The organism is Rhodoferax sp. RT5P35, from assembly GCF_056521385.1.
In genome coordinates, this window is the sequence record NZ_JBWMAX010000019.1 from 20,427 (window position 1) to 39,886 (window position 19,460).

A 19,460-nucleotide genomic window follows, 5' to 3' on the forward strand; every position below is an offset into this window, starting at 1 on the left:
GGCCTTCACCCGCTTAGGCGGTGTGTTGGTGCGCTTTAAGGCCAGCGCCGGTCTGGATGAAGCCAGTCTCGTGGCCGCGTGCCCAGGTGGGCTCGTCGCGCACCACCCAGCGCAGCGCGTACAGCTCGGTCAGGGCCTGCACCCAACTGTCGGACAGGGTGTCCAGAATTTCTTCGCCCTGCGCTAGGGTGGCGCTGGTCGGGTCGCCGATCACGCCGCTCGGGCCGAAGTCGCGGGCGGTCCAGGCGCAGGCGGGGCGGCCGTCGGGCGACAGCAGCTTGATCGGGAACGGCGGCGGAAAGTTGGCGGCGGCGCGTTCCATGTGCACCGTGTCGGGCGCCAGCGCCAACATCAGCGCCGTCTCGGAGTGGCCGGCGTGCATCGACAGGCGCTTTTCCTGGTCGCTGATCTGCTGGCTCGACGCGTTGGGCAGGCGCGACACGCCATGCGGCACCACCACAAAGTCGCCGTGGCGCAGCCGCAGTTCGCGTGCGGCCATTTCCAGCACCTGGGGCTGGCCGCCGTGGCCGTTGGCGAACAGCAGCTTGCGAAAACCCGCGCGGTAGACCGATTCGCCGATCTCGGTCACGGTGGCCAGCAGCGTGGTGCCGGTCAGCGTCATGGTGCCGGGGAAGTGCAGGTGCTCTTCCGACTTGCCGTAGGTGATGGTGGGCAGCGCGAAGGCGCGCACGTTGGCAGGGAGCTTTTCGAGCGCCTTGCCCATCACGCCAGAGGCAATCACGCTGTCGACCGAGCAGGGCAGGTGCGGGCCGTGTTGTTCGATGGCACCGCAGGGCAGCACGATGACGGTGTTCTCGCGGTCGGGCAGTGCGTCGATCTCTGTCCAGCTCAGGTAGGGCAGGAAGCGGTGGGGCGGAATGTAGCCGTGCAGCATGGCGGTCCTTGTTTAGTTCAAATTCGCGTTGGAAGAGAAAGGTGAGGCGTCGCCGTGGGTGACGATGCCGTCGCGCAGCACCACGCGCTGCGCGCTGCGGGACGGCCAGCCATGGTGGTCGGCCTGTGGGAACAGCACCAGATCGGCCGGCGCGCCCGCCAACGTGGCGGTGCTGGCCGGCACGCGCTGCAGCCAGTCGCTGCGGCACAGTGTTGCCGACCAAGTGTCGAACGGCTCGTCGAGCTGGGCCACCAGCGCGGCCGTGCCCAGGGCCTCCACCGGGTCGAAGCTGCCGAGGCGGCAGAACGGGTCTTGCACGTTGTCGCTGGCAAACAGCAGCGGAATGCCGCGCGCCTGGATTTCCTTCACCAGCGTGATGCCGCGCAGGCGGGGCGTGCGGCCGGTGGTGGCGTCTTGCAGCAGCAGGTTGGTGGCGGGCAGCGACACCACGGTGATGGGCACCCGCGCTACCGCATCGAGTGTGGCCAGGGCCTGCGCCTCGGGCTGGGCGGCCAGCGCGCAGAGGTGGCCGCAGACCACCCGGCCTTCAAAGCCGATCTCACGCAGCAGGCGGGCGGTGGTGGCCAAGCCCACAGCGGCCGGGTTGAGTTCTTCATCGACATGCAGGTCCACATCGAGGTCGCAGGCCTGGGCGGCCAGCAGCAGGTTGCGCAGTGCGTTTTCGCTCCAGTTGGTGGAATGCACGAAGGCACCAAGCAAAGCCTGTGGACCGGTGGCCTTGACCTGCCGGGCCAGCCGCAGAGCCTCGGCGGCATCTTCGAACAGTGGCAGCTTGATCAGGCTCACCTGCTCCAGCCGCAGCCTGCCCGCCCATTCCTGGGCCAGCTCGGCAATCACCGGCCAGGCCAGCGGCGGTGCTTCTGGCTCCCACCAGTCCACATGGGTGCGCACATGCTTGGTGCCAGCGGCCCAGGCCCAGTGCAGGCCTCGCGAGGCCCGCGCGTGCACGTCGGCCGCGTTCCAGTGCATCCGGTCGGCTAGCATCGCGTCGATGGCGCCGAGCAGGCCGGGCTGCACCTGGCCCATGCGCGGCAGGGTGAAGGCTTTGTCGAGATGGGTGTGGGCATCCACCAGGCCGGGCAACACCGGCGTGCCAGCCAAGTTCCAGCTGCCAGGGAAATTGGCGGCTGAGTCATTGGCAGACGCATCGGCAGGCCGTACCGATTGCACCCGCCCGGCCTCCAGCGCGATGTGTGCCAGCGCAGGTGCGCCTTCCTGCTGTGGCCAGCCGGTGGGCAGCAGCCAGCGCGGCAGGCGTGCGTTGTGGAGCAGGTGGGGGCTGGCCATGGTCGGTGCGGTCATGGTTGGGGTGCTTATGCGAAACGTGCCATCGCCTGGCCTACGCGGGCCATGAAGTGCTTGAGCTGCGGCTCGGTGGCCACGTTCATGTGGTAATGGGCGTGGTAGTCCACCCGGGCGGCCTGGCCGGTGAGCCTCTTCATGTAGCGGGTGACGATCTTGCGCGGCGGGTCGCCCATGTACCAGGCCACCCAGCGCGGCCGGCCGTAGGTGACCACGGCCGAGATGCGCTTGATGTGGGTGAGCATCGGCTTCACATTGGCCGGGTCGCTGATGTCAAAGGCCACGCCGGGCATGAAGAGCCGGTCGAAATAGCCCTTGAGCATGGCCGGCAGGCCAAAACACCAGGTGGGAAAGCAGAACACGATGGCCTCGGCCCGGGCCAGCCGGTCAACGTGCGACTGCAGTGGCAGCCGGTTGCGGGGCACGTCGTGGTAGCCCAGGCGTTCCTCGCGCGACAGCACCGGGTCGAAGCCTTCGGCATACAGATCGCAGTCGTCCACCTCGTGGCCAGCGGCGCGCAAGTTCTTCAACACCACCTGGTGCAAAGCGGCGTGGAAGCTGGTTTCGACCGGATGGCAGTAGACGACGAGCACACGCATAATGTTTGACCATTCAATCAGAGCAAGTGGTCAGGTTTTACGCAAAGGGCGTGCCAGGTGGTTTGCACCAGCTTGGCGCGTAGCGGTGCCGCAACACCGGATTCAGGGATTCAGGCGGTCAGGCTTTCACGCCACAGCCGGACAGCACCAAGCCGATCAGTTCCTTGGCCACCTGCTCACGGTCAAGTGGGGTCTCGGCGCCGGTTCCCATCATCATGCGCGCCTGCAGGGCGTAGTCGGCGTGGTACTGGGTCATGGCCCAGATGTGCTGCAGCAGCAGCCGGGCATCCAGTGGGCGGATCAGGCCGCGGGCAATCCAGCCGTTGATGATGTCGATTTTCTTCTGCGTCCAAGACTGCGAATTGGGCCAAAAGCCCTCCAGGTTGCGGCCACCGTCGAGCACTTCGCGGGTGAATATGCGCGACATTTCCGGGTTATCGAAGGCGTGGTCCAGCTTCTGGCGGATGTAATCGCTAAGCACTGCCGCCGGGCCGCGGGCCGCCTGGTCGAATGAAAACACCACCTTCCAGGCATGCAGTACCTGCATCAGCAGCTCTTCGTAGAGCTCTTCCTTGCCAGCGATGTAGTAATGCAACTGCGGCTTGGTCAGGCCGGCGCGCGCGGCGATGGCTTGGGTCGAGGTGCCTTTCAGGCCATGCAGGCTGAATTCTTCAATGGCTGCCGTGCGGATGGTTGCCATGATGCGTTCGCGCCCTGGCCTGGCGCGCGAAAGCGGGCCTTCGGGGGCGGGCATGTCATGGGCGATGGTGGTGAGAGGCGTAGTTTGCAAGATCGGTCAAGGCCAGGGCAGCATTTGGGCGCAACAAGAATGGTACTGCCAGACCAGCAGACCCGTACCTTTGCATGCCAGGCATGGTCTCATGCTGCCTTGGCATCGCGAACTTGGCGAACGGGCATGCGTCTTGTATTCCAATGGTGGCTCTTAGCCTTTATTTTTACCACTGTTCAAGAAGGACACACCTATGTACATGTCTTCCCGTTTGCGCGCCTTTGCGGCTGCCGCTGTGTTTGTCGCCATCAGTACGGTGGCCCATGCCCAGGCGGCCAAGCCCAATGTGGTGATTCTGGCCACCGGTGGCACCATCGCCGGAGCCGGTGCCTCGGCCCTCAACAGCGCTACCTACGCCGCCGCCAAGGTGGGCGTGGAAAAGCTGATCGCCGGGTTGCCCGAGTTGGCCAACATCGCCAATGTGCGTGGCGAGCAGGTGTTCCAGGTCGCGTCTGAAAGCCTGACCGATGACAACCTGCTGACCCTGGCCCGCCGTGTCTCCGCGCTGGCCAAGCAGGCCGATGTGGATGGCATCGTCATCACCCATGGCACCGACACCGTGGAAGAAACCGCCTACTTTCTGACCCTGGTGGAGCACACCAACAAGCCCATCGTGATGGTGGCTTCGATGCGTCCGGGCACCGCCTTGTCAGCCGACGGCGCGCTGAACCTGTTTGACGCCGTGAGCGTGGCCGGCAGCAAGGATGCCATGGGCAAGGGCGTGCTCTTGACCATGAACGACACCATCGACAGCGGCCGCGATGTCAGCAAAAACGTCAATATCAAGACCAACGCGTTCTCCAGCCAGTGGGGCCCCTTGGGCATGGTCGTGGAAGGCAAGAACTACTGGTTCCGCGCCCCGGTCAAGCGCCACACCATGGCTTCCGAGTTCGACATCGACACCATCACCAGTCTGCCCAAGGTGGAAATCGCCATGGGTTACGAAGGCGTGGCACCCACGGCCATCGAAGCCCTGGGAAAAAGTGGCATCAAGGCCCTTATCCATGGCGGCCCTGGTAACGGCTCGGTGGCCGACCGCATCGTGCCTTACCTGCAAAAAGTGCGTGCCGATGGCGCTATCGTGATCCGCAGTGCCCGCGTGCCAGACGGCTTCGTGCTGCGCAATGCCGAGCAGCCAGACGACAAGTACGACTGGGTGGTGGCCCACGATCTGCGCCCCCAAAAGGCCCGCATCCTGGCCATGGTGGCCTTGACCAAGACCAGCGACACCAAGGAACTGCAGCGCATTTTCTGGGAGTATTGAGCACCCCCAGGCTGCAGTGCTTCGCATCTTTCGCCTCCCCCCTTGCAGGGGGCAACAGCAGCAGCCTGGCGGAGCCAGTTCTGCGCTGTTTTGGAGGGGGGATGCGTTCTGGTTTAAAGGTTTATGCTATATAAATAAGAGCGAATAGTGCATGTGGAATATGCATTAGTCGCTTTTTTTATGCTCGAGTTCGGCTTGTTGCGAAGGGGGTGGCTGGCCGTCGCGCCAGGCCCTGAAGCGGGCCCGCGATTTCTTGGCGGCGGCTCGCTTTTCGCGTTTGTGCTTGCGATGTTGCCAGACCATCACCCACGCGGCCGCGCCCACAACCACCAGTACACCACTGATCAAATACGCCATAAACCAACTGAAATTGCTGCCGGCCTCTTCCATCACAAACCTCTTTCTTTGCAGAATGTGTGTGAATGTAACGACTACAGGCCACGCAAGCGGCGTGCCTAAACCGATTTCGTGACATATTCCACAGCCCCGTAAAATCAAAGCTTGCATCGCCGTCCCCGGCGATCTCCCCTTTGCAGACCTCCATGAAGACATTCCAGCAAATTATTTTGACCCTGCAGTCCTACTGGGCTGCGCAAGGCTGTGCACTTTTGCAGCCCTACGACATGGAAGTGGGCGCGGGTACTTCGCATACTGCTACATTTTTAAGAGCAATTGGGCCTGAACCCTGGAAGGCCGCCTATGTGCAGCCCAGCCGCCGCCCCAAGGACGGCCGCTACGGAGAGAACCCCAACCGCCTGCAACACTATTACCAATACCAGGTGGTGCTCAAGCCCGCCCCGGCCAATATCCTCGAGCTGTACCTGGGCTCGCTCGAAGCCTTGGGCTTTGACCTTAAAAAGAACGACATCCGCTTCGTCGAAGACGACTGGGAAAATCCCACCCTGGGCGCCTGGGGCCTGGGCTGGGAAGTCTGGCTCAATGGCATGGAAGTCACGCAGTTCACCTACTTCCAACAGGTCGGCGGCATCGACTGCAAGCCCGCCACCGGCGAAATCACCTACGGCCTGGAGCGCCTGGCCATGTACCTGCAAGAGGTGGACAACGTTTACAACCTGGTCTGGACCGAAGGGCTCAGCTACGGTGATGTGTACAAGCAAAACGAGGTCGAGCAATCCACCTACAACTTCGAGCACAGCGACACCGACTTCCTGTTCACCGCCTTCACGGCCCACGAAAAGCAGGCCAAGCACCTGGTGGCCGAGAGCCTGGCGCTGCCCGCCTACGAGCAGGTCCTCAAAGCCGCGCACAGCTTCAACCTGCTGGACGCACGCGGTGCCATCAGCGTGACCGAGCGCGCCGCCTACATGGGCCGCATCCGCAATCTGGCCCGCAGCGTGGCGCAAAGCTACCTGGACAGCCGCGCCCGCCTGGGCTTTCCGATGGCACCCAAAGACTGGGCGGCCGAAGTCCTGGCCCAGATTGAAAAGAAAGCTGCCTGAAATGAGCGTTAAGAATTTACTGGTGGAGCTGTTTGTCGAAGAACTCCCGCCCAAGGCCTTGAATAAACTGGGCAATGCCTTTGCCGCCGTGCTGCTGGAGCAACTCAAGGCCCAGGGCCTGGCCAGCGCCGAGTCCGTCGTGACCGCCTTCGCCTCGCCCCGCCGCCTGGCTGCGCACATTTCCAACGTGGCTCCCTTCGCCGCCGACAAGGCTGTGTCGGCCAAGCTGATGCCAGTAGCCGTAGGCCTGACCGCCGACGGTGCACCCACGCCCGCGCTGCTGAAAAAACTGCAGGCCCTGGGTGCCGACGCAACTGCCGTGGCCGGTTTGAAGCGCGCCCTGGACGGCAAAGCCGAAGCCCTATTTTTCGAGCGCACCGTGGCCGGTGCCCGCCTGCAAGAAGGCCTGCAAAAAGCCCTGCTGGAAGCGATTGCCAAGCTGCCGATTCCCAAGGTCATGACCTACCAGCTCGCCAGCGGCTGCGCCCAGCCCGGCTGGACCAGCGTCAGCTTTGTGCGCCCCGCGCATGGCCTGGTGGCGCTGCACGGCAGCGACATCGTGCCTGTGGAGGCCCTGGGCCTGCAGTCCGGCAACACCACCCACGGCCACCGCTTTGAAGCCGCCGTCGATCCAGTGGTCTTGAAAGATGCCGACAGCTACGCCGAAACCCTGGCCCGTGATGGTGCCGTCATTGCCAGCTTTGCCGACCGCCGTGCCGATATCGTTCGCCAGCTGAATGCGGCTGCCGCGCAGATAGGCGGTGGGGTGCGTGCTATCGAAGATGAAGCATTGCTGGACGAAGTGACCGCCCTGGTCGAGCGCCCCAACGTGCTGGTCTGCAGCTTTGAAGAGGAATTTCTCGGCGTGCCGCAGGAATGCCTGATTTTGACCATGAAGGCCAACCAGAAGTACTTCCCGCTGCTGGACGCTGCGGGCAAGCTGACCCACCAGTTTCTGATCGTCAGCAACATCAGCCCGGCAGACCCCAGCCAAGTCATCGGCGGCAACGAGCGCGTGGTACGCCCACGGCTGGCGGATGCGAAGTTCTTCTTCGACCAGGACCGCAAGAAGTCTCTGGAGTCCCGCGTGGCGGGCTTGGATAAAGTGGTCTACCACAACCAACTAGGTTCGCAGGGCGAGCGCGTGGTGCGCGTGCGCGCCATTGCCAAAGCCATAGCGTTGCAACTCGGCGGCGATGCGCTGGCCCAGCAGGCCGACCAAGCCGCGCTGCTGGCCAAAACCGATCTGGTCACCGACATGGTGGGCGAATTTCCCGAGCTGCAAGGCACCATGGGCCGCTACTACGCGCTGAACGACGGCCTGAGCGCGGAAGTGGCCGACGCCATCGAAGACCACTACAAACCGCGCTTCGCAGGCGACACCCTGCCGCGCAACCCCGTGGGCATAGCCGTGGCACTGGCCGACAAGCTGGAAACCCTGGTCGGCATGTTCGGCATCGGCAACCTGCCTACCGGCGACAAGGACCCGTTTGCCTTGCGCCGTCACGCGCTGGGCGTGATTCGGATGCTGATTGAACAAAACCTTCCGCTGGACGTGACCACGCTGGTCGAAGCTGCATTCAACGTGTTGGGCGACAAATGCACCGCCCCGCGTGAAGCCTCGGTGCAAGCTCTTTTGGCCTTCATGTACGACCGCCTCGGCGGCTCTCTGCGCGAAGAGGGCTACAGCGCCCAAGAGGTCGATGCCGTCCTCGCCCTGCGCCCCCAGCGCCTGGCCGAAGTCCCCAAGCGCCTGGCCGCCGTGCGCGCCTTCGCCGTCTTGCCGGAAGCAGCGGCACTGGCTGCAGCCAACAAGCGCATCGGCAACATCCTTAAGAAGGCCGACGCGGTGGACCCGCACGCCAATCCGGCGCTGTTCCAGGAGCCTGCCGAGCACGCCCTGTTCGCCGCCATGCAGCAAGCTGCGCCCGCTGCCCAAGCCCAGTTCGAGGCAGGCGACTACACCGCCAGCTTGCAATCCCTGGCCGCGTTGCGCGCCCCGGTGGATGCCTTCTTTGACGGCGTGATGGTCAACGCCGAAGCCATCGACGTGCGCTTGAACCGCCTGGGCCTGCTGCAAAGCCTGCACAACGCGATGAACCGCGTGGCCGACCTGTCCAAATTAGCTTCATAGGAAACACCCCATGAAACTCGCCATCCTCGACCGCGACGGCACCATCAATGTGGACAGTGACGAGTTCGTCAAGTCGCCGGAGGAATGGCTGCCGCTGCCCGGCGCGCTGGAGGCGATTGCCAAGCTCAACCACGCGGGCTGGCACGTGGTGGTGGCGACTAACCAGTCGGGGCTGGGGCGGGGGCTGTTTGACATGGTGGCGCTCAACGCCATGCATGCCAAGATGTTCAAGCTGCTGGCTGCGGCCGGGGGCAAGATTGACGCGGTGTTCTTTTGCCCGCACGCACCCGACGACGGCTGCCACTGCCGCAAGCCTGCCCCGGGGCTGTTCGAGCAGATTGGCGAGCGCTTTGGCATCGACCTGCACGGCGTGCCTACGGTGGGCGACAGCCTGCGCGACCTGCAGGCTGGGGTGGCGGTGGGCTGCGAGCCGCATGTGGTGCTGACCGGCAAGGCCGCACGCTTTCGCGGGCTGGGCGTGCTGCCTGCGGAGTTTCCGGTGGGCACCTGGGTGCACCAGGATCTGCTGGCGTTTGCCACCTTTCTTATCAACCGCGGGCTGGTCGCCAAAACGCCTGCAGCTTGATACTCCTAAATTTATAGCTGTATGCGTATGTTCTATATGCGCTAGAAGCCTAAAAGACTTAAAAATGCCTTTGATCCGTTCTGTTCTGCACATGCTGTTTTTGGCGGTCACCGTCATCCCCTGGGCCTCGGCCGTGTTTGTGATCCGGCTGTTTGCCGGGCCCACTGCGGTGTACTGGGCTTGCGCGCGCTGGCTGCGGCTAGCGGTGGACAGCGGCACGGCCATTTTGGGCATCCAGAACCGCATCACCGGCATGGAAAACCTGCCCACTGGCCCGCTGGATTCGGTGGTGCTGCTGGTCAAGCACCAGTCCACCTGGGAGGCGCTTTTGATGCCTGCCATCATGCCGCGCCCTCTCGCCTATGTGTTCAAGAAAGAACTGCTGTACGTGCCGTTTTTCGGCTGGGCTATGGCCTGCATGGACATGATCCATATCGACCGCAGCCAGGGCACGCAGGCGTTCAAAAAGCTGGTGGCATCGGGTAAGCGGCTGACCTCGCAGGGTACCTGGGTGATCATGTTCCCCGAGGGCACTCGCATCGACCGCGGCCAGGTGGGTGAGTACAAAACCGGTGGTACGCGGCTGGCCATCCAGTGCGGCGTGCCGGTGATCCCGATTGCCGTGACCTCCGCCAAATGCTGGCCGCGCAAGGCCTTCATCAAGAAGCCGGGCATTGTGGATATTTCCATTGGCAAGCCGATTTCCAGTGTGGGCCGCCGCCCGGACGAGCTGATGGCCGAGGTGCAGGCCTGGATCGAGGCTGAAATGCGCCGCCTGGACCCCGAGGCTTACCCGCCCGTCGCTTCAACACCAGCCTAAAAGCTACTCCACCCGTCGTCACCACCCGCCGGTACTGCTGCGGGAGTGGCTTTGCCTGCCCGCGGTGGTGTCAGGGCCTTGGTTTTGGCGGCGAAGCTGGCGGCGGATTTTGCTTGGGGTGCGGCCATGCCGACACGCGGCCCGCTGCGGCTGGCGGGAATGCCGGGGCTGGCCCGGTGGGGCGGCACACGCTCTGCTACCACCCGGCCTAGCGTATGCGCGCCGCTGTGGGGCAGTTTGAAGACGGCCACGGTGCCCACCAAGTCATCCGCCTGGGTGTTCAGGCTGCTGGCGGCGGCGGCCATTTCTTCGACCAGCGCGGCGTTTTGCTGCGTGACCTGGTCCATCTGGATGATGGCTTCGCCGACCTGGGAGACACCGGCGCTTTGCTCGCTGCTGGCCGCGCTGATCTCGCCCATGATGTCGGTGACCCTGCGGATGGAGCCCACCACCTCGGCCATGGTGACACCGGCCTGGTCTACCAGCGCCGTGCCTTGCGCCACCCGCTCCACGCTGGCCCCGATCAGGCTTTTGATTTCTTTGGCGGCCTGGGCCGAGCGCCCCGCCAGGCTGCGCACTTCGGATGCCACCACCGCAAACCCACGGCCTTGTTCCCCCGCGCGGGCGGCTTCCACGGCCGCATTCAAGGCCAGGATGTTGGTCTGGAAGGCGATGCCGTCGATCACGCTGATGATGTCGGAGATCTTGCGCGACGAGTCGTTGATGCCCTTCATGGTCTCCACCACCTGGGCCACCACGGCCCCGCCCTGGATGGCCACCGTGCTGGCGCTTTGGGCTAGCTGGTTGGCCTGGCGTGCGTTGTCGGCGTTTTGTTTAACGGTGGCGTTCAGCTCTTCCATGGAGGCAGCGGTTTCTTCCAGGGAGCTGGCTTGTTGCTCGGTACGGGCACTCAGGTCGTTATTGCCCTGGGCGATCTGGGCGCTGGCGCTGGCCACCCCCTCGGCATTGCTGCGCACGCTGCTGACGGTGCGGGTCAGCGACTCTTGCATGCCTTTGACGGTGGCCATCATGCTGGTGCTGTCGTTGCCTCGCAAGACGATGGGGGTGCTCAAGTCGCCTTCGGCAACGCGTAGCACGGCGGCATTCACCTGGGCAGGTTCGGCACCCAAGGCGCGGGTCAGACTGCGGGTGATGGTCCAGCCCAAGAACCCGGCAACCACCGCCATGGCGGCCGCTAAAGCGCCCATCAGCGTGGCGTAGAACGCTGCGTTGGTAGCGGCTTGTTGCGCCAAGCCCTTGCCGACGGTGTTTTGTAGTTCTGTTTCATCATCGACCGCCTTGAAAAGGGTGGTTTGCTTTGAACGTAGTTCGCCAAAGAGCAAATCCGACGCTTCTTGGCCCTTGTCTTGCAGGGCCAGTGCAATCGCCTGGTCCAGGCCCTGGTTGTAAGCGGCGCGTGTATCCGTAATGATTTTGAGGTATTGGATGCCCTTGGGCAGCGTTACCGTTTTTGCCAGTTCTGCCAACAGTGCGGAATTGGCGGCGCGCAGTTCGGTGATTTTTTTGCGCTCGACTTCCCGAAACGCGGCATCTGGCTTGATCAAGATGTTGCGCGTGGCACGGGCGATGGCGTTCAGGTTGTCTTTGATCGTTGAAAACTGCTCTACCTTGACCATGCGGTTGTTCGCGATTTCGTCCAAATCTTTGGCCAACGCCTTCATTTGCATGGCGCCTATCACCGTAATCAGAATACCCAGCAGGATGGCGATACCGAAGCCTAGAGCCAGGCGCGTACTTACTTTGAGGTTATCAAATGACATGGTGTTCCTTGGTGAGGGGTGGGTGCAGGCAATGCGTGGTGAGTGGGTTATGTGGTTTATCTGAATTAGACCAATGGGTTACAAAATGAACTGGTGTGATTGGTCTTCTCATCATATTTACAAAGTGTTACCCGTCAATAGCTGTTTGCAAGGTGCCTGAGAAGTGATTCAAAGAACTTCGACGGTGCCTGAAAGCCGGTCCGGCTAAACTTTCCCCATGCACCGCTTATTGAAGTTCACCCTGGACCTTTTTGACCCTGAGCCCACAGGCTTGCCGCTTTCGCCCGCTCCTGCAAACGCCCAGATTTTAAAGAAAAAAAGGCCGTTAGCGCATATACCGTCTACACCAGTAGCTCCTGAAAATATAGCGAATGAGCTGCCGCCGCCCGCTATGCTTTTGCGGGACACGGGGCAATCCATCGCCTACCACCACCCTGCTGCCAACCGCACCTTGCAGCTGCCCGGCGCGCTGGTGGGGTTTGCGTTCAAGCGCAGCAAGCGCCGCAGCATCGGTTTTGTGGTGGGTGCGCAAGGCCTGGTGGTGAGCGCGCCGAAATGGGTGCCGCTGGCCGAGGTGGATGCGGCCGTGCGCAGCAAGGGCGGCTGGATCGTGCAAAAGCTCGGCCAGTCGCAGGAGCGGCAGGCCGAGCAGCAAGCCTCGCGGGTCGTCTGGCAGAACGGGGCGGCCTTTCCCTACCTGGGCCAGCCGCTGGCCCTGGCGCTGGAGCCCGCGTTGCACCGGGCGCACAAAGGTGCGATGGTGATCGACCACAATTTGCGTCTGGGCTTGCCGCTGGATGCAATGCCTGCACAGATAAGCGCTGCTGTGCACAAATGGCTGTTGCTGCAGGCCCGCGCGCTGTTCACCGAGCGCCTGAACCACTTTGCGCCGCAGTTGGGCGTGCAGTGGAAGCGGCTGGCCTTGTCCAACGCCACCACGCGCTGGGGCAGCGCCAGCACCCTGGGCTCGATCCGCCTGAACTGGCGGCTGCTGCACCACCGCATGGACGTTATTGATTACGTGGTGGTGCACGAGCTGAGCCATCTGCGCTACATGGACCACAGCGCCCAGTTCTGGGATACGGTGGCTTCCATCCTGCCCGGCTATGCGCCGCTGCGCGCTGAATTGCGCAGTGTGGTGGTGCCTAAATGGGATGAGGTTTAAGCGCCGACGGGCACCGCTTCGCTGGGCTCCAGCGCCGCACTGACGGGGTACGGCAAGGCCGTCGGGCTGAACCGGTACACCCCGTCCGCGCCGCGTGTGCGCTGCAAATACCCATCCACCCACAGCTTGTGCAGGTGCGCCACCGCCTCGCCCATGGCGAAGGTAATCTGGTGCAGGTCCAGCTGGCGGGTGAAGAGTACGGGCAGGATGTCGCTGGCGCTGCACGGCCGCTGCTGGGCGAAGGCCATCACGCGGGCCAGGTGGTCGCGGTGGTGGTCGTGTAGCTGCTGGATGCGGATGTGCAGGCCCCGGAAGGGCTTGCCGTGGGCGGGCAGGGTCAGGGTGTCCGGGTGCAGCGGCGCAAACTTGTCGATCGAGTCCAGAAACTGCTGCAGCGGGTTGCTTTCGGGCTCCACATCGAACACGCTCACATTGGTGGAAATGCGCGGCAGCATCATGTCGCCGCCAATCAAGACTTGGGTTTCGCCACAGTACAGCGCAATGTGTTCCGGCGCGTGGCCATAGCCACTGATGCAGTGCCAATCTCGTCCACCGATGCGCAGGGTCTGGCCGTCTTGCATGCGCACAAAACTGGGCGGCAGGGCCGGTACCATGGCCGAAAAATAGCCGCTGCGGGCGCGGATTTTGGCCACAGATTCCGTGTCGGTCAGGCCATGCTTCTGGAAAAACTCTGCCGCGCCTGGCCCGCCGTTGCCGCTGGAGTGCAGGATGTTGTGGCCGGCCACAAAATAGTCGGTGGCGCTGATCCACAGTGGTGCACTCCAGCGCGCGCACAGCCAAGAGGCCAGACCGATATGGTCTGGATGCATGTGGGTCACGATGACACGCAGAATGGGCAGGCCGCCGAGTTGGGTGGCAAAAATCGCCTCCCACTGGTCCCGCGAGGCATCGGCGCTGATGCAGCAGTCCACCACGCTCCAGCCACGTTGCCCATCCATCTCGTCTTCTAGCAGCCACAGGTTGATGTGGTTCAGCGCAAACGGCAGCGCCATGCGAATCCAGCGCACGCCGGGTGCGACGCTGACAGTTTCGCCCTGCGCGGGCAGGGTGTCGCCCAGTGGGTAGTGCAGTTGTTGTTCTAGCAGGTTCATGGGTTCTGGGGGGGGATGGCGCTATGCCGTGGCTTGCATTCTAGGCAGGCCTTTGCGGGCCGAAACGATAATGCCGCATGTTTCTCAAACGCCTTACCGTTGCCCTGGGTACCCTGGCCCTGGCCGCCCTGCTCCAGGGCGGCGTTTCCTGGTGGGCGCTGCAGGCGGCGGGTGAAAAGGTCTACCGTGGCCGTGTCGCCAGCGATGTGCTGGCCGGTTTTCTGGAGCTGTACGCCACCAAGCAGCGGCTGCGGGCCTGGCTGTCGCAGTCGTTGCTGGGTGCGCCGGTGGCCCCGCAACTGCGCGAAGAGTTGCAAGACGAAATGGCGGCCACGCTGGTCCGGCTGGATGCCATGGCCCTGATGGCGGCCGAGCTGGACGGCGACCGGGGTGCCCTGCAGGCCGAACACCACCAGCGCCAGGAAGACCTGCTGGTGCTGCACCAAAGCCTGGATGAGCTGCGCACCGCCATGGCCAGCGTGCGGCCCCAGCCGCCCAATGACAGTTCGGTGGCGCTGTGGTCGGAAATCACCCGCGTGTTCGATGTGTCCCAGGGTCGGGACCTGCGCTCCCTGCTGGCCGGCAATATTGCCCGTGAAAAAGCCGCCGTGGCACGGGACCGGGCTGCCGCAGATGCCTCCTTGGCCCTGGTACGAACGCTGGCGCTGGGGGCTGCGACCTGCCTGGCCCTGGCTGCCGCGCTCCTCGCACTGTACTTTGCCCGCGCGCTGCGCCGTCCGCTGGAAGAGCTAAGCACCGGCGTCGAGGCCTTGCAGCGCGGCGAGCTGGAGCACCGCATTCCGGCCCACCGGCGCGACGAGTTCTCACGCTTTGCGCAGCGGGTCAACGCCATGGCCGCCGAGATTGCCCACCACCGCTATCCGTGGCGAGGCCGATATCGCCTTGCGTGGCGCCGACAAGCCGGTGGCTTACTACCAAAGCGCCCTGCAGCGCATCGTCGCTGCGGCCCAGCAACTCGGCGGCGTGATTGATGATTTGCTAACCATGGCGCGCAGCGACATCGACACGCTGGTGCTACACCGCACGCCGCTGGATGTGGCCCAGCCCCTGCAAGAGGCTGTGGAGCAGGCCCGCACCCTGGGCCGCGAATACCACGTGCAGGTAGCCTACACCCCGCCTGCCGAGCCCCAAAACTGGCAGCTACTGGGCGACGCGCAGCGCCTGCGCCAGTTGTTCACCCTGCTGCTGCACAACGCGGTGCGCTATTCGCATGCCGGGGGGCAGGTACAGGTACTGGCCCGGCGGGTGGAGGATGCCAGCGGTACGGCGCAGTGGGAGCTACGCGCCATCGACCACGGCATTGGCATCACGGCAGACGAGCTGGGCCGTGTGTTCGAACGCAATTTCCGCAGCCCGCGGGCCCGCTTGCACCGCGCCGATGGCAGCGGCCTGGGCCTGCCGATTGCCGCCACCCTGGCCCGCGCCCATGGCGGCCAGATCGAGATTGACAGTGCGCCAGAGCGCGGCACCACGGCTATTTTGCGTCTGCCGCTGCTGACAGAACCGAATTGAAACCATGCAAATTCTGATTGTGGAAGACGATGCCCGCGTAGCCGACTTTCTGGACCGCGGCCTGCGCGCCGAGGGTTACCGCACCCAGGTGGCGCGCAACGGCATCGACGGCCTGGCCCTGGCCCGCCAGGTAGCCCAGCAGATCCGTGAAGACGGCACGCCCACCGTCATCTTGCTGGACCTGATGCTGCCTGGCCTGGGCGGGCTGGAGGTGTGCCAGACCCTGCGCGCTGACGGCGTGGCCTTGCCCATCCTGGTGCTGACCGCACTGGGCACGCTGGACGACCGGGTGGCCGGCCTGCGCCTGGGCGCGGACGACTATCTGGCCAAACCGTTTGCGTTCGAGGAGCTGCTGGCCCGCATCGAGGCGCTGATGCGGCGCTCGCGCGACCTGGCACCGGCCAACACTGCGCGCCTGGAGGTCGGTGACCTGGTACTGGACCGCGAAGCCATGCGCGCCAGCCGTGGCGGCCAGGCGCTGACCCTGACCGCCCGCGAGCTGGCCCTGCTGGAGCTGCTGATGTCGGCCCCCGGCAGGCTGTTCAGCCGCGAGCGGATTTTGTCGGCCGTTTGGGGTGTGCACGAAGACCCGCTGACCAATGTGGTGGACGTGTACATCCGCCGCCTGCGCAGCAAGATCGACGACGGCCAGGCCCAGCCGTTGATCCACACACTGCGCGGCCTGGGCTACCGGCTGGAAGCGCTGGGATAAGACTTCGAACTGGTTCCAGGCTTGCGCAGTTCATCTGGCGTTCATGCAAACGTAAGCCGGGCTTAACGCCGCCAGCAGGCTGGGGTTCATGCCCGGCTTCGACACTTCTTTCACTGCAGCAGAGACCCCGTTGCAGGTTTTGCCCGACAGGGCCAACCCATGAAAGAGTGAATACCATGACCGCCGTTACGACCCGTTTGATCCCCGCCGTTGCCCTGTGTGCCCTGCTGGCTGCCGGCACGGCCCAAGCCCGTGTCCAAACCTGCGAGACCACCAACGAAAAAGAGGTGGCCAGCCTGTTTGACCGCTGGAATGACTCCCTGAAAACCCTGGATCCGGCCAAGGTCACTGCCAACTACGCCCGTGATGGCATTCTGTTGCCCACCGTCACCGACCAGCCGCGCAGCACGCCCGCCGAAATCAACGACTACTTTGCGAAATTTCTGAAGCTGGGGCCCCAGGGCGTTATCGACAAACGCTTCGTCAAAATTGGCTGCAACATCGCGCAAGACGTGGGTACCTACACCTTCACCTTGAACGACGGTGTCAAGGTGCAGGCGCGCTACACCTATATTTACGAATTTACCGATGGCAAGTGGCTCATCTCCCACCACCACTCTTCGGTCATGCCTGAGAAGAAGTAAATACCGGTAACCCGCCGGTTCGTGCTGCCAAGCCAGCAACTGGCGGCAAAATACCGTCCATGACCCAATCCATACCTGACATCTTTGCCAATAACCGCGCCTGGGCTGCCCAGATGGAGCTCCAGCGCCCCGGCTTTTTTACCGCGCTGACGCTGCAGCAAAAACCCAAGTACATGTGGATTGGCTGCTCCGACAGCCGCGTTCCGGCCAACGAGATCATGGGCCTGGACCCGGGCGAGGTGTTTGTGCACCGCAATGTGGCCAATGTGGTGGTGCATTCAGACCTGAACGCACTGTCCACGGTGCAGTTTGCGGTGGACGTGATCAAGGTTGAGCACATCACCGTGGTGGGCCATTACGGCTGCTCGGGCGTTGCGGCGGCCCTGGCGGGGCAGCGGGTCGGCCTGGCCGACAACTGGCTGCGCCATATCCAGGACGTGCGGGATCGCCACTGGAATCTGCTGGACCAGATTGCCGAACCCCGACGCCATGATGCGCTGGTCGAGCTTAACGCCATCGAGCAGGTGGTCAATGTCTGCCAAAGTACCGTCATGGTCGATGCCTGGGCGCGCGGCCAAAACGTCACGGTGCACGGCTGGGTGTATGGCATCCACGACGGTCTGCTGCAAAACCTGCACATCACTGTAAACGGCTTTGAGGGGCTGGAGGCGGCGTACCGGGCGGCGATCGCGGGGGTATCCGGGGCTGTGCGGGTCGCGCGCTAGCCTTATCGCGGGGGGGCGCATCTGGGTAGACTGTGCCCATGTTTCCCCAGCGCCTGGACTCCCCGCTCGCCTACGATATTGCCAAAGCCATGGTGGATGGCTTTAACCGGCACTACCGCCTGTTCCGTACCGAGTCGGCCCGGGCCAAGCACCGTTTCGAGGTGGCCGACTGGCACAGCCAGCAGCGGGCCCAACGCGAACGCATCGAGTTTTACGACCTGCGGGTGCGCGAATGCTCCACCCGGCTGGAGCGCGAATTCAAGGCGGAAGCGCATGGCATGGATCAAAACATGGACATATGGCAGCAGGTCAAGCTGCACTACATCGGCCTGCTGGTAGACCACCGCCAGCCCGAGCTGGCCGAGACCTTCTTCAACTCGGTCACCACCAAGATGCTGCACCGCAGCTACTTCCAGAACGACTTCATCTTCGTGCGCTCCGCCGTCAGCACCGAATACCTGGAAGCGGCCGAAAAGCGCCCCACCTACCGCGCCTACTACCCCACGCGCGCCAACTTGGGCGCGGTGCTGTTGCAGATGGTGCAAGACTTTGACCTGCAACGCGCGTTTGGTGACCTGGCGCGCGACATCGCTTTTGTAGAGGCCGCGGTGCGCCAGCAACTGGGCGAGGTCACGCTGCGGGCCAACTTCCAGATCCAGGTGCTGACCGGCCTGTTCTTTCGCAACAAGGGTGCGTACATCTGCGGCAAGGTGATCAACGGCTTCCAGGAACACCCGTTTGCATTACCCATCCTGCACAACGCCGACGCTCGGCTGGTGATCGATGCTGTCCTGTTTGGCGAGGACGACATGCTGCTGCTGTTCAGCTTTGCGCGCGCCTACTTCATGGTGGACATGGAAATCCCCAGCGCCTACGTGCAGTTTTTGCGCAGCATGATGCCGCGCAAGCCGCGCAATGAGATTTACAACGCACTGGGCCTGGCGAAGCAGGGCAAGACCCTGTTCTACCGCGACCTGCTGCAGCACCAGCGCCATTCCAGCGACCAGTTCCGCATCGCCCCGGGCATCAAGGGCATGGTGATGCTGGTGTTTGATATGCCCTCGTTTCCCTACGTGTTCAAGGTCATCAAAGACTTTTACCCGCCGCAAAAAGACACCACCCGCGAGCAGGTCAAGGCCAAGTATCTGCTGGTCAAGCAGCACGACCGCGTGGGCCGCATGGCCGATACGCTGGAGTACAGCGAGGTAGCGTTTCCGTTAGCCCGGTTCACCCCGGAGGTGATTGCCGAGCTGGAGAAGTTCGCGCCCAGCCAGCTGGAGATCAGCGATAGGGATGGCGATGGCCAGATGGAGGTGGTCATCAAGCACTGCTACATCGAGCGCCGCATGATTCCGCTGAACCTCTACCTGCAAGAGGCCTTTAATGCGGGCCCCGACGACCGCCGCGCCCGTGCCCAGATCGAGCGCGTGGTGCTGGAGTACGGCAACGCCATCAAAGACCTGGTAGCCGCCAACATCTTCCCCGGCGACATGCTTTGGAAGAACTTCGGTGTGACGCGCCACGGCAAGGTGGTGTTCTACGATTACGACGAGATTGAATACCTCACCGACTGCAACTTCCGCACCGTGCCCCTGCCGCGCAATGAAGAAGAGGAGATGAGCGGCGAGATCTGGTACCGCGTCGGCCCCAAGGACGTGTTCCCCGAAACCTTTGCCCCCTTTCTGCTGGGCAACCCGTTGGTGCGCGATGCCTTCATGCGCCACCACGCCGACCTGCTGGAGCCCAGCTTTTGGCAGGCGCACAAGGAGCGCATCCAGGCCGGTTACGTGCATGACGTGTTTCCGTACGACCAGGAAAAGCGGTTTTTACCGCCCGGCTGATCGCGTACACTGCGACCCGCCCGGGGTGTGCAGTGAGCTGCGCTGAGATGGAATCCAAACCCGCGAACTTGATCTG

Annotated in this window: 19 protein-coding genes; 12 read left to right on the top strand and 7 right to left on the bottom strand. The window is 63.5% G+C overall.

Annotated elements, in window-relative coordinates:
• Positions 1 to 13: 13 nt before the first annotated feature.
• The 4 genes from AC097L_RS21920 to AC097L_RS21935 form a co-directional block, all read right to left on the bottom strand.
• On the bottom strand, positions 14 to 895 hold the full coding sequence (locus tag AC097L_RS21920; RefSeq protein ID WP_479588843.1) for a creatininase family protein: 882 nt from the start codon (positions 893 to 895) through the stop codon (positions 14 to 16).
• A gap of 12 nt (positions 896 to 907) precedes the next feature.
• On the bottom strand, positions 908 to 2,203 hold the full coding sequence (locus AC097L_RS21925; protein ID WP_479588897.1) for an amidohydrolase family protein: 1,296 nt from the start codon (positions 2,201 to 2,203) through the stop codon (positions 908 to 910).
• A 26-nt stretch (positions 2,204 to 2,229) separates the two neighbouring features.
• Complete coding sequence (locus tag AC097L_RS21930) at positions 2,230 to 2,817, bottom strand: NAD(P)H-dependent oxidoreductase (RefSeq protein WP_479588844.1); 588 nt, start codon at positions 2,815 to 2,817, stop codon at positions 2,230 to 2,232.
• Positions 2,818 to 2,935: 118 nt separating this feature from the next.
• A complete protein-coding gene (locus tag AC097L_RS21935) occupies positions 2,936 to 3,571 on the bottom strand; it encodes a TetR family transcriptional regulator C-terminal domain-containing protein (RefSeq protein WP_479588898.1) in 636 nt (211 codons plus the stop codon).
• A gap of 229 nt (positions 3,572 to 3,800) precedes the next feature.
• Between AC097L_RS21935 and AC097L_RS21940 the strand changes: the two genes are divergently transcribed.
• A complete protein-coding gene (locus AC097L_RS21940; protein ID WP_479588845.1) occupies positions 3,801 to 4,871 on the top strand; it encodes a type II asparaginase in 1,071 nt (356 codons plus the stop codon).
• Between the two features lie 165 nt (positions 4,872 to 5,036).
• On the opposite strand, the gene AC097L_RS21945 is transcribed toward AC097L_RS21940, so the two are convergent.
• Entirely contained in the window at positions 5,037 to 5,261 is a 225-nt protein-coding gene (locus tag AC097L_RS21945) for a hypothetical protein (RefSeq protein WP_479588846.1), read from the bottom strand.
• A gap of 152 nt (positions 5,262 to 5,413) precedes the next feature.
• Between AC097L_RS21945 and glyQ the strand changes: the two genes are divergently transcribed.
• From glyQ to AC097L_RS21965, 4 genes are all read left to right on the top strand, one after another.
• On the top strand, positions 5,414 to 6,331 hold the full coding sequence (gene glyQ / locus AC097L_RS21950) for a glycine--tRNA ligase subunit alpha (RefSeq protein WP_479588847.1): 918 nt from the start codon (positions 5,414 to 5,416) through the stop codon (positions 6,329 to 6,331).
• Position 6,332: 1 nt separating this feature from the next.
• A complete protein-coding gene (gene glyS / locus AC097L_RS21955; protein WP_479588848.1) occupies positions 6,333 to 8,465 on the top strand; it encodes a glycine--tRNA ligase subunit beta in 2,133 nt (710 codons plus the stop codon).
• A gap of 10 nt (positions 8,466 to 8,475) precedes the next feature.
• Complete coding sequence (gmhB, locus tag AC097L_RS21960; RefSeq protein ID WP_479588849.1) at positions 8,476 to 9,051, top strand: D-glycero-beta-D-manno-heptose 1,7-bisphosphate 7-phosphatase; 576 nt, start codon at positions 8,476 to 8,478, stop codon at positions 9,049 to 9,051.
• A 64-nt stretch (positions 9,052 to 9,115) separates the two neighbouring features.
• Positions 9,116 to 9,871 (top strand): lysophospholipid acyltransferase family protein, encoded by a 756-nt coding sequence (locus AC097L_RS21965; protein WP_479588850.1) that lies wholly within the window; start codon positions 9,116 to 9,118, stop codon positions 9,869 to 9,871.
• Here the strand turns inward: AC097L_RS21965 and AC097L_RS21970 are convergent.
• Positions 9,868 to 11,652 carry a methyl-accepting chemotaxis protein gene (locus tag AC097L_RS21970; RefSeq protein ID WP_479588851.1) on the bottom strand — a complete coding sequence of 595 codons (1,785 nt, stop codon included), beginning with the start codon at positions 11,650 to 11,652 and terminating at the stop codon, positions 9,868 to 9,870. The genes AC097L_RS21965 and AC097L_RS21970 overlap by 4 nt on opposite strands.
• 391 nt (positions 11,653 to 12,043) lie before the next feature.
• On the opposite strand from AC097L_RS21970, the gene AC097L_RS21975 reads away from it, so the two are divergent.
• On the top strand, positions 12,044 to 12,817 hold the full coding sequence (locus AC097L_RS21975; RefSeq protein ID WP_479588852.1) for a M48 family metallopeptidase: 774 nt from the start codon (positions 12,044 to 12,046) through the stop codon (positions 12,815 to 12,817).
• On the opposite strand, the gene AC097L_RS21980 is transcribed toward AC097L_RS21975, so the two are convergent.
• On the bottom strand, positions 12,814 to 13,929 hold the full coding sequence (locus tag AC097L_RS21980) for an MBL fold metallo-hydrolase (RefSeq protein ID WP_479588853.1): 1,116 nt from the start codon (positions 13,927 to 13,929) through the stop codon (positions 12,814 to 12,816). The two genes, AC097L_RS21975 and AC097L_RS21980, sit on opposite strands and share 4 nt — an antisense overlap.
• 77 nt (positions 13,930 to 14,006) lie before the next feature.
• Here AC097L_RS21980 and AC097L_RS21985 point away from each other — a divergent pair, with 77 nt between their 5' ends.
• The 6 genes from AC097L_RS21985 (at position 14,007) to aceK (ending at position 19,384) form a co-directional block, all read left to right on the top strand.
• Positions 14,007 to 14,921, top strand: a complete 915-nt coding sequence (locus AC097L_RS21985) for a HAMP domain-containing protein (protein WP_479588854.1) — start codon at positions 14,007 to 14,009, stop codon at positions 14,919 to 14,921.
• Positions 14,854 to 15,462 carry a sensor histidine kinase gene (locus tag AC097L_RS21990; RefSeq protein WP_479588855.1) on the top strand — a complete coding sequence of 203 codons (609 nt, stop codon included), beginning with the start codon at positions 14,854 to 14,856 and terminating at the stop codon, positions 15,460 to 15,462. The genes AC097L_RS21985 and AC097L_RS21990 overlap by 68 nt, the downstream gene beginning before the upstream one ends.
• Positions 15,463 to 15,466: 4 nt before the next feature.
• Positions 15,467 to 16,174: a response regulator transcription factor gene (locus tag AC097L_RS21995; protein ID WP_479588856.1), complete on the top strand. Its 708-nt coding sequence runs from the start codon at positions 15,467 to 15,469 to the stop codon at positions 16,172 to 16,174.
• 176 nt (positions 16,175 to 16,350) lie between these two features.
• Entirely contained in the window at positions 16,351 to 16,818 is a 468-nt protein-coding gene (locus AC097L_RS22000; RefSeq protein ID WP_479588857.1) for an SgcJ/EcaC family oxidoreductase, read from the top strand.
• A gap of 59 nt (positions 16,819 to 16,877) precedes the next feature.
• Entirely contained in the window at positions 16,878 to 17,543 is a 666-nt protein-coding gene (can, locus tag AC097L_RS22005; protein ID WP_479588858.1) for a carbonate dehydratase, read from the top strand.
• Between the two features lie 38 nt (positions 17,544 to 17,581).
• Entirely contained in the window at positions 17,582 to 19,384 is a 1,803-nt protein-coding gene (gene aceK, locus AC097L_RS22010; protein ID WP_479588859.1) for a bifunctional isocitrate dehydrogenase kinase/phosphatase, read from the top strand.
• Positions 19,385 to 19,460: the final 76 nt, after the last annotated feature.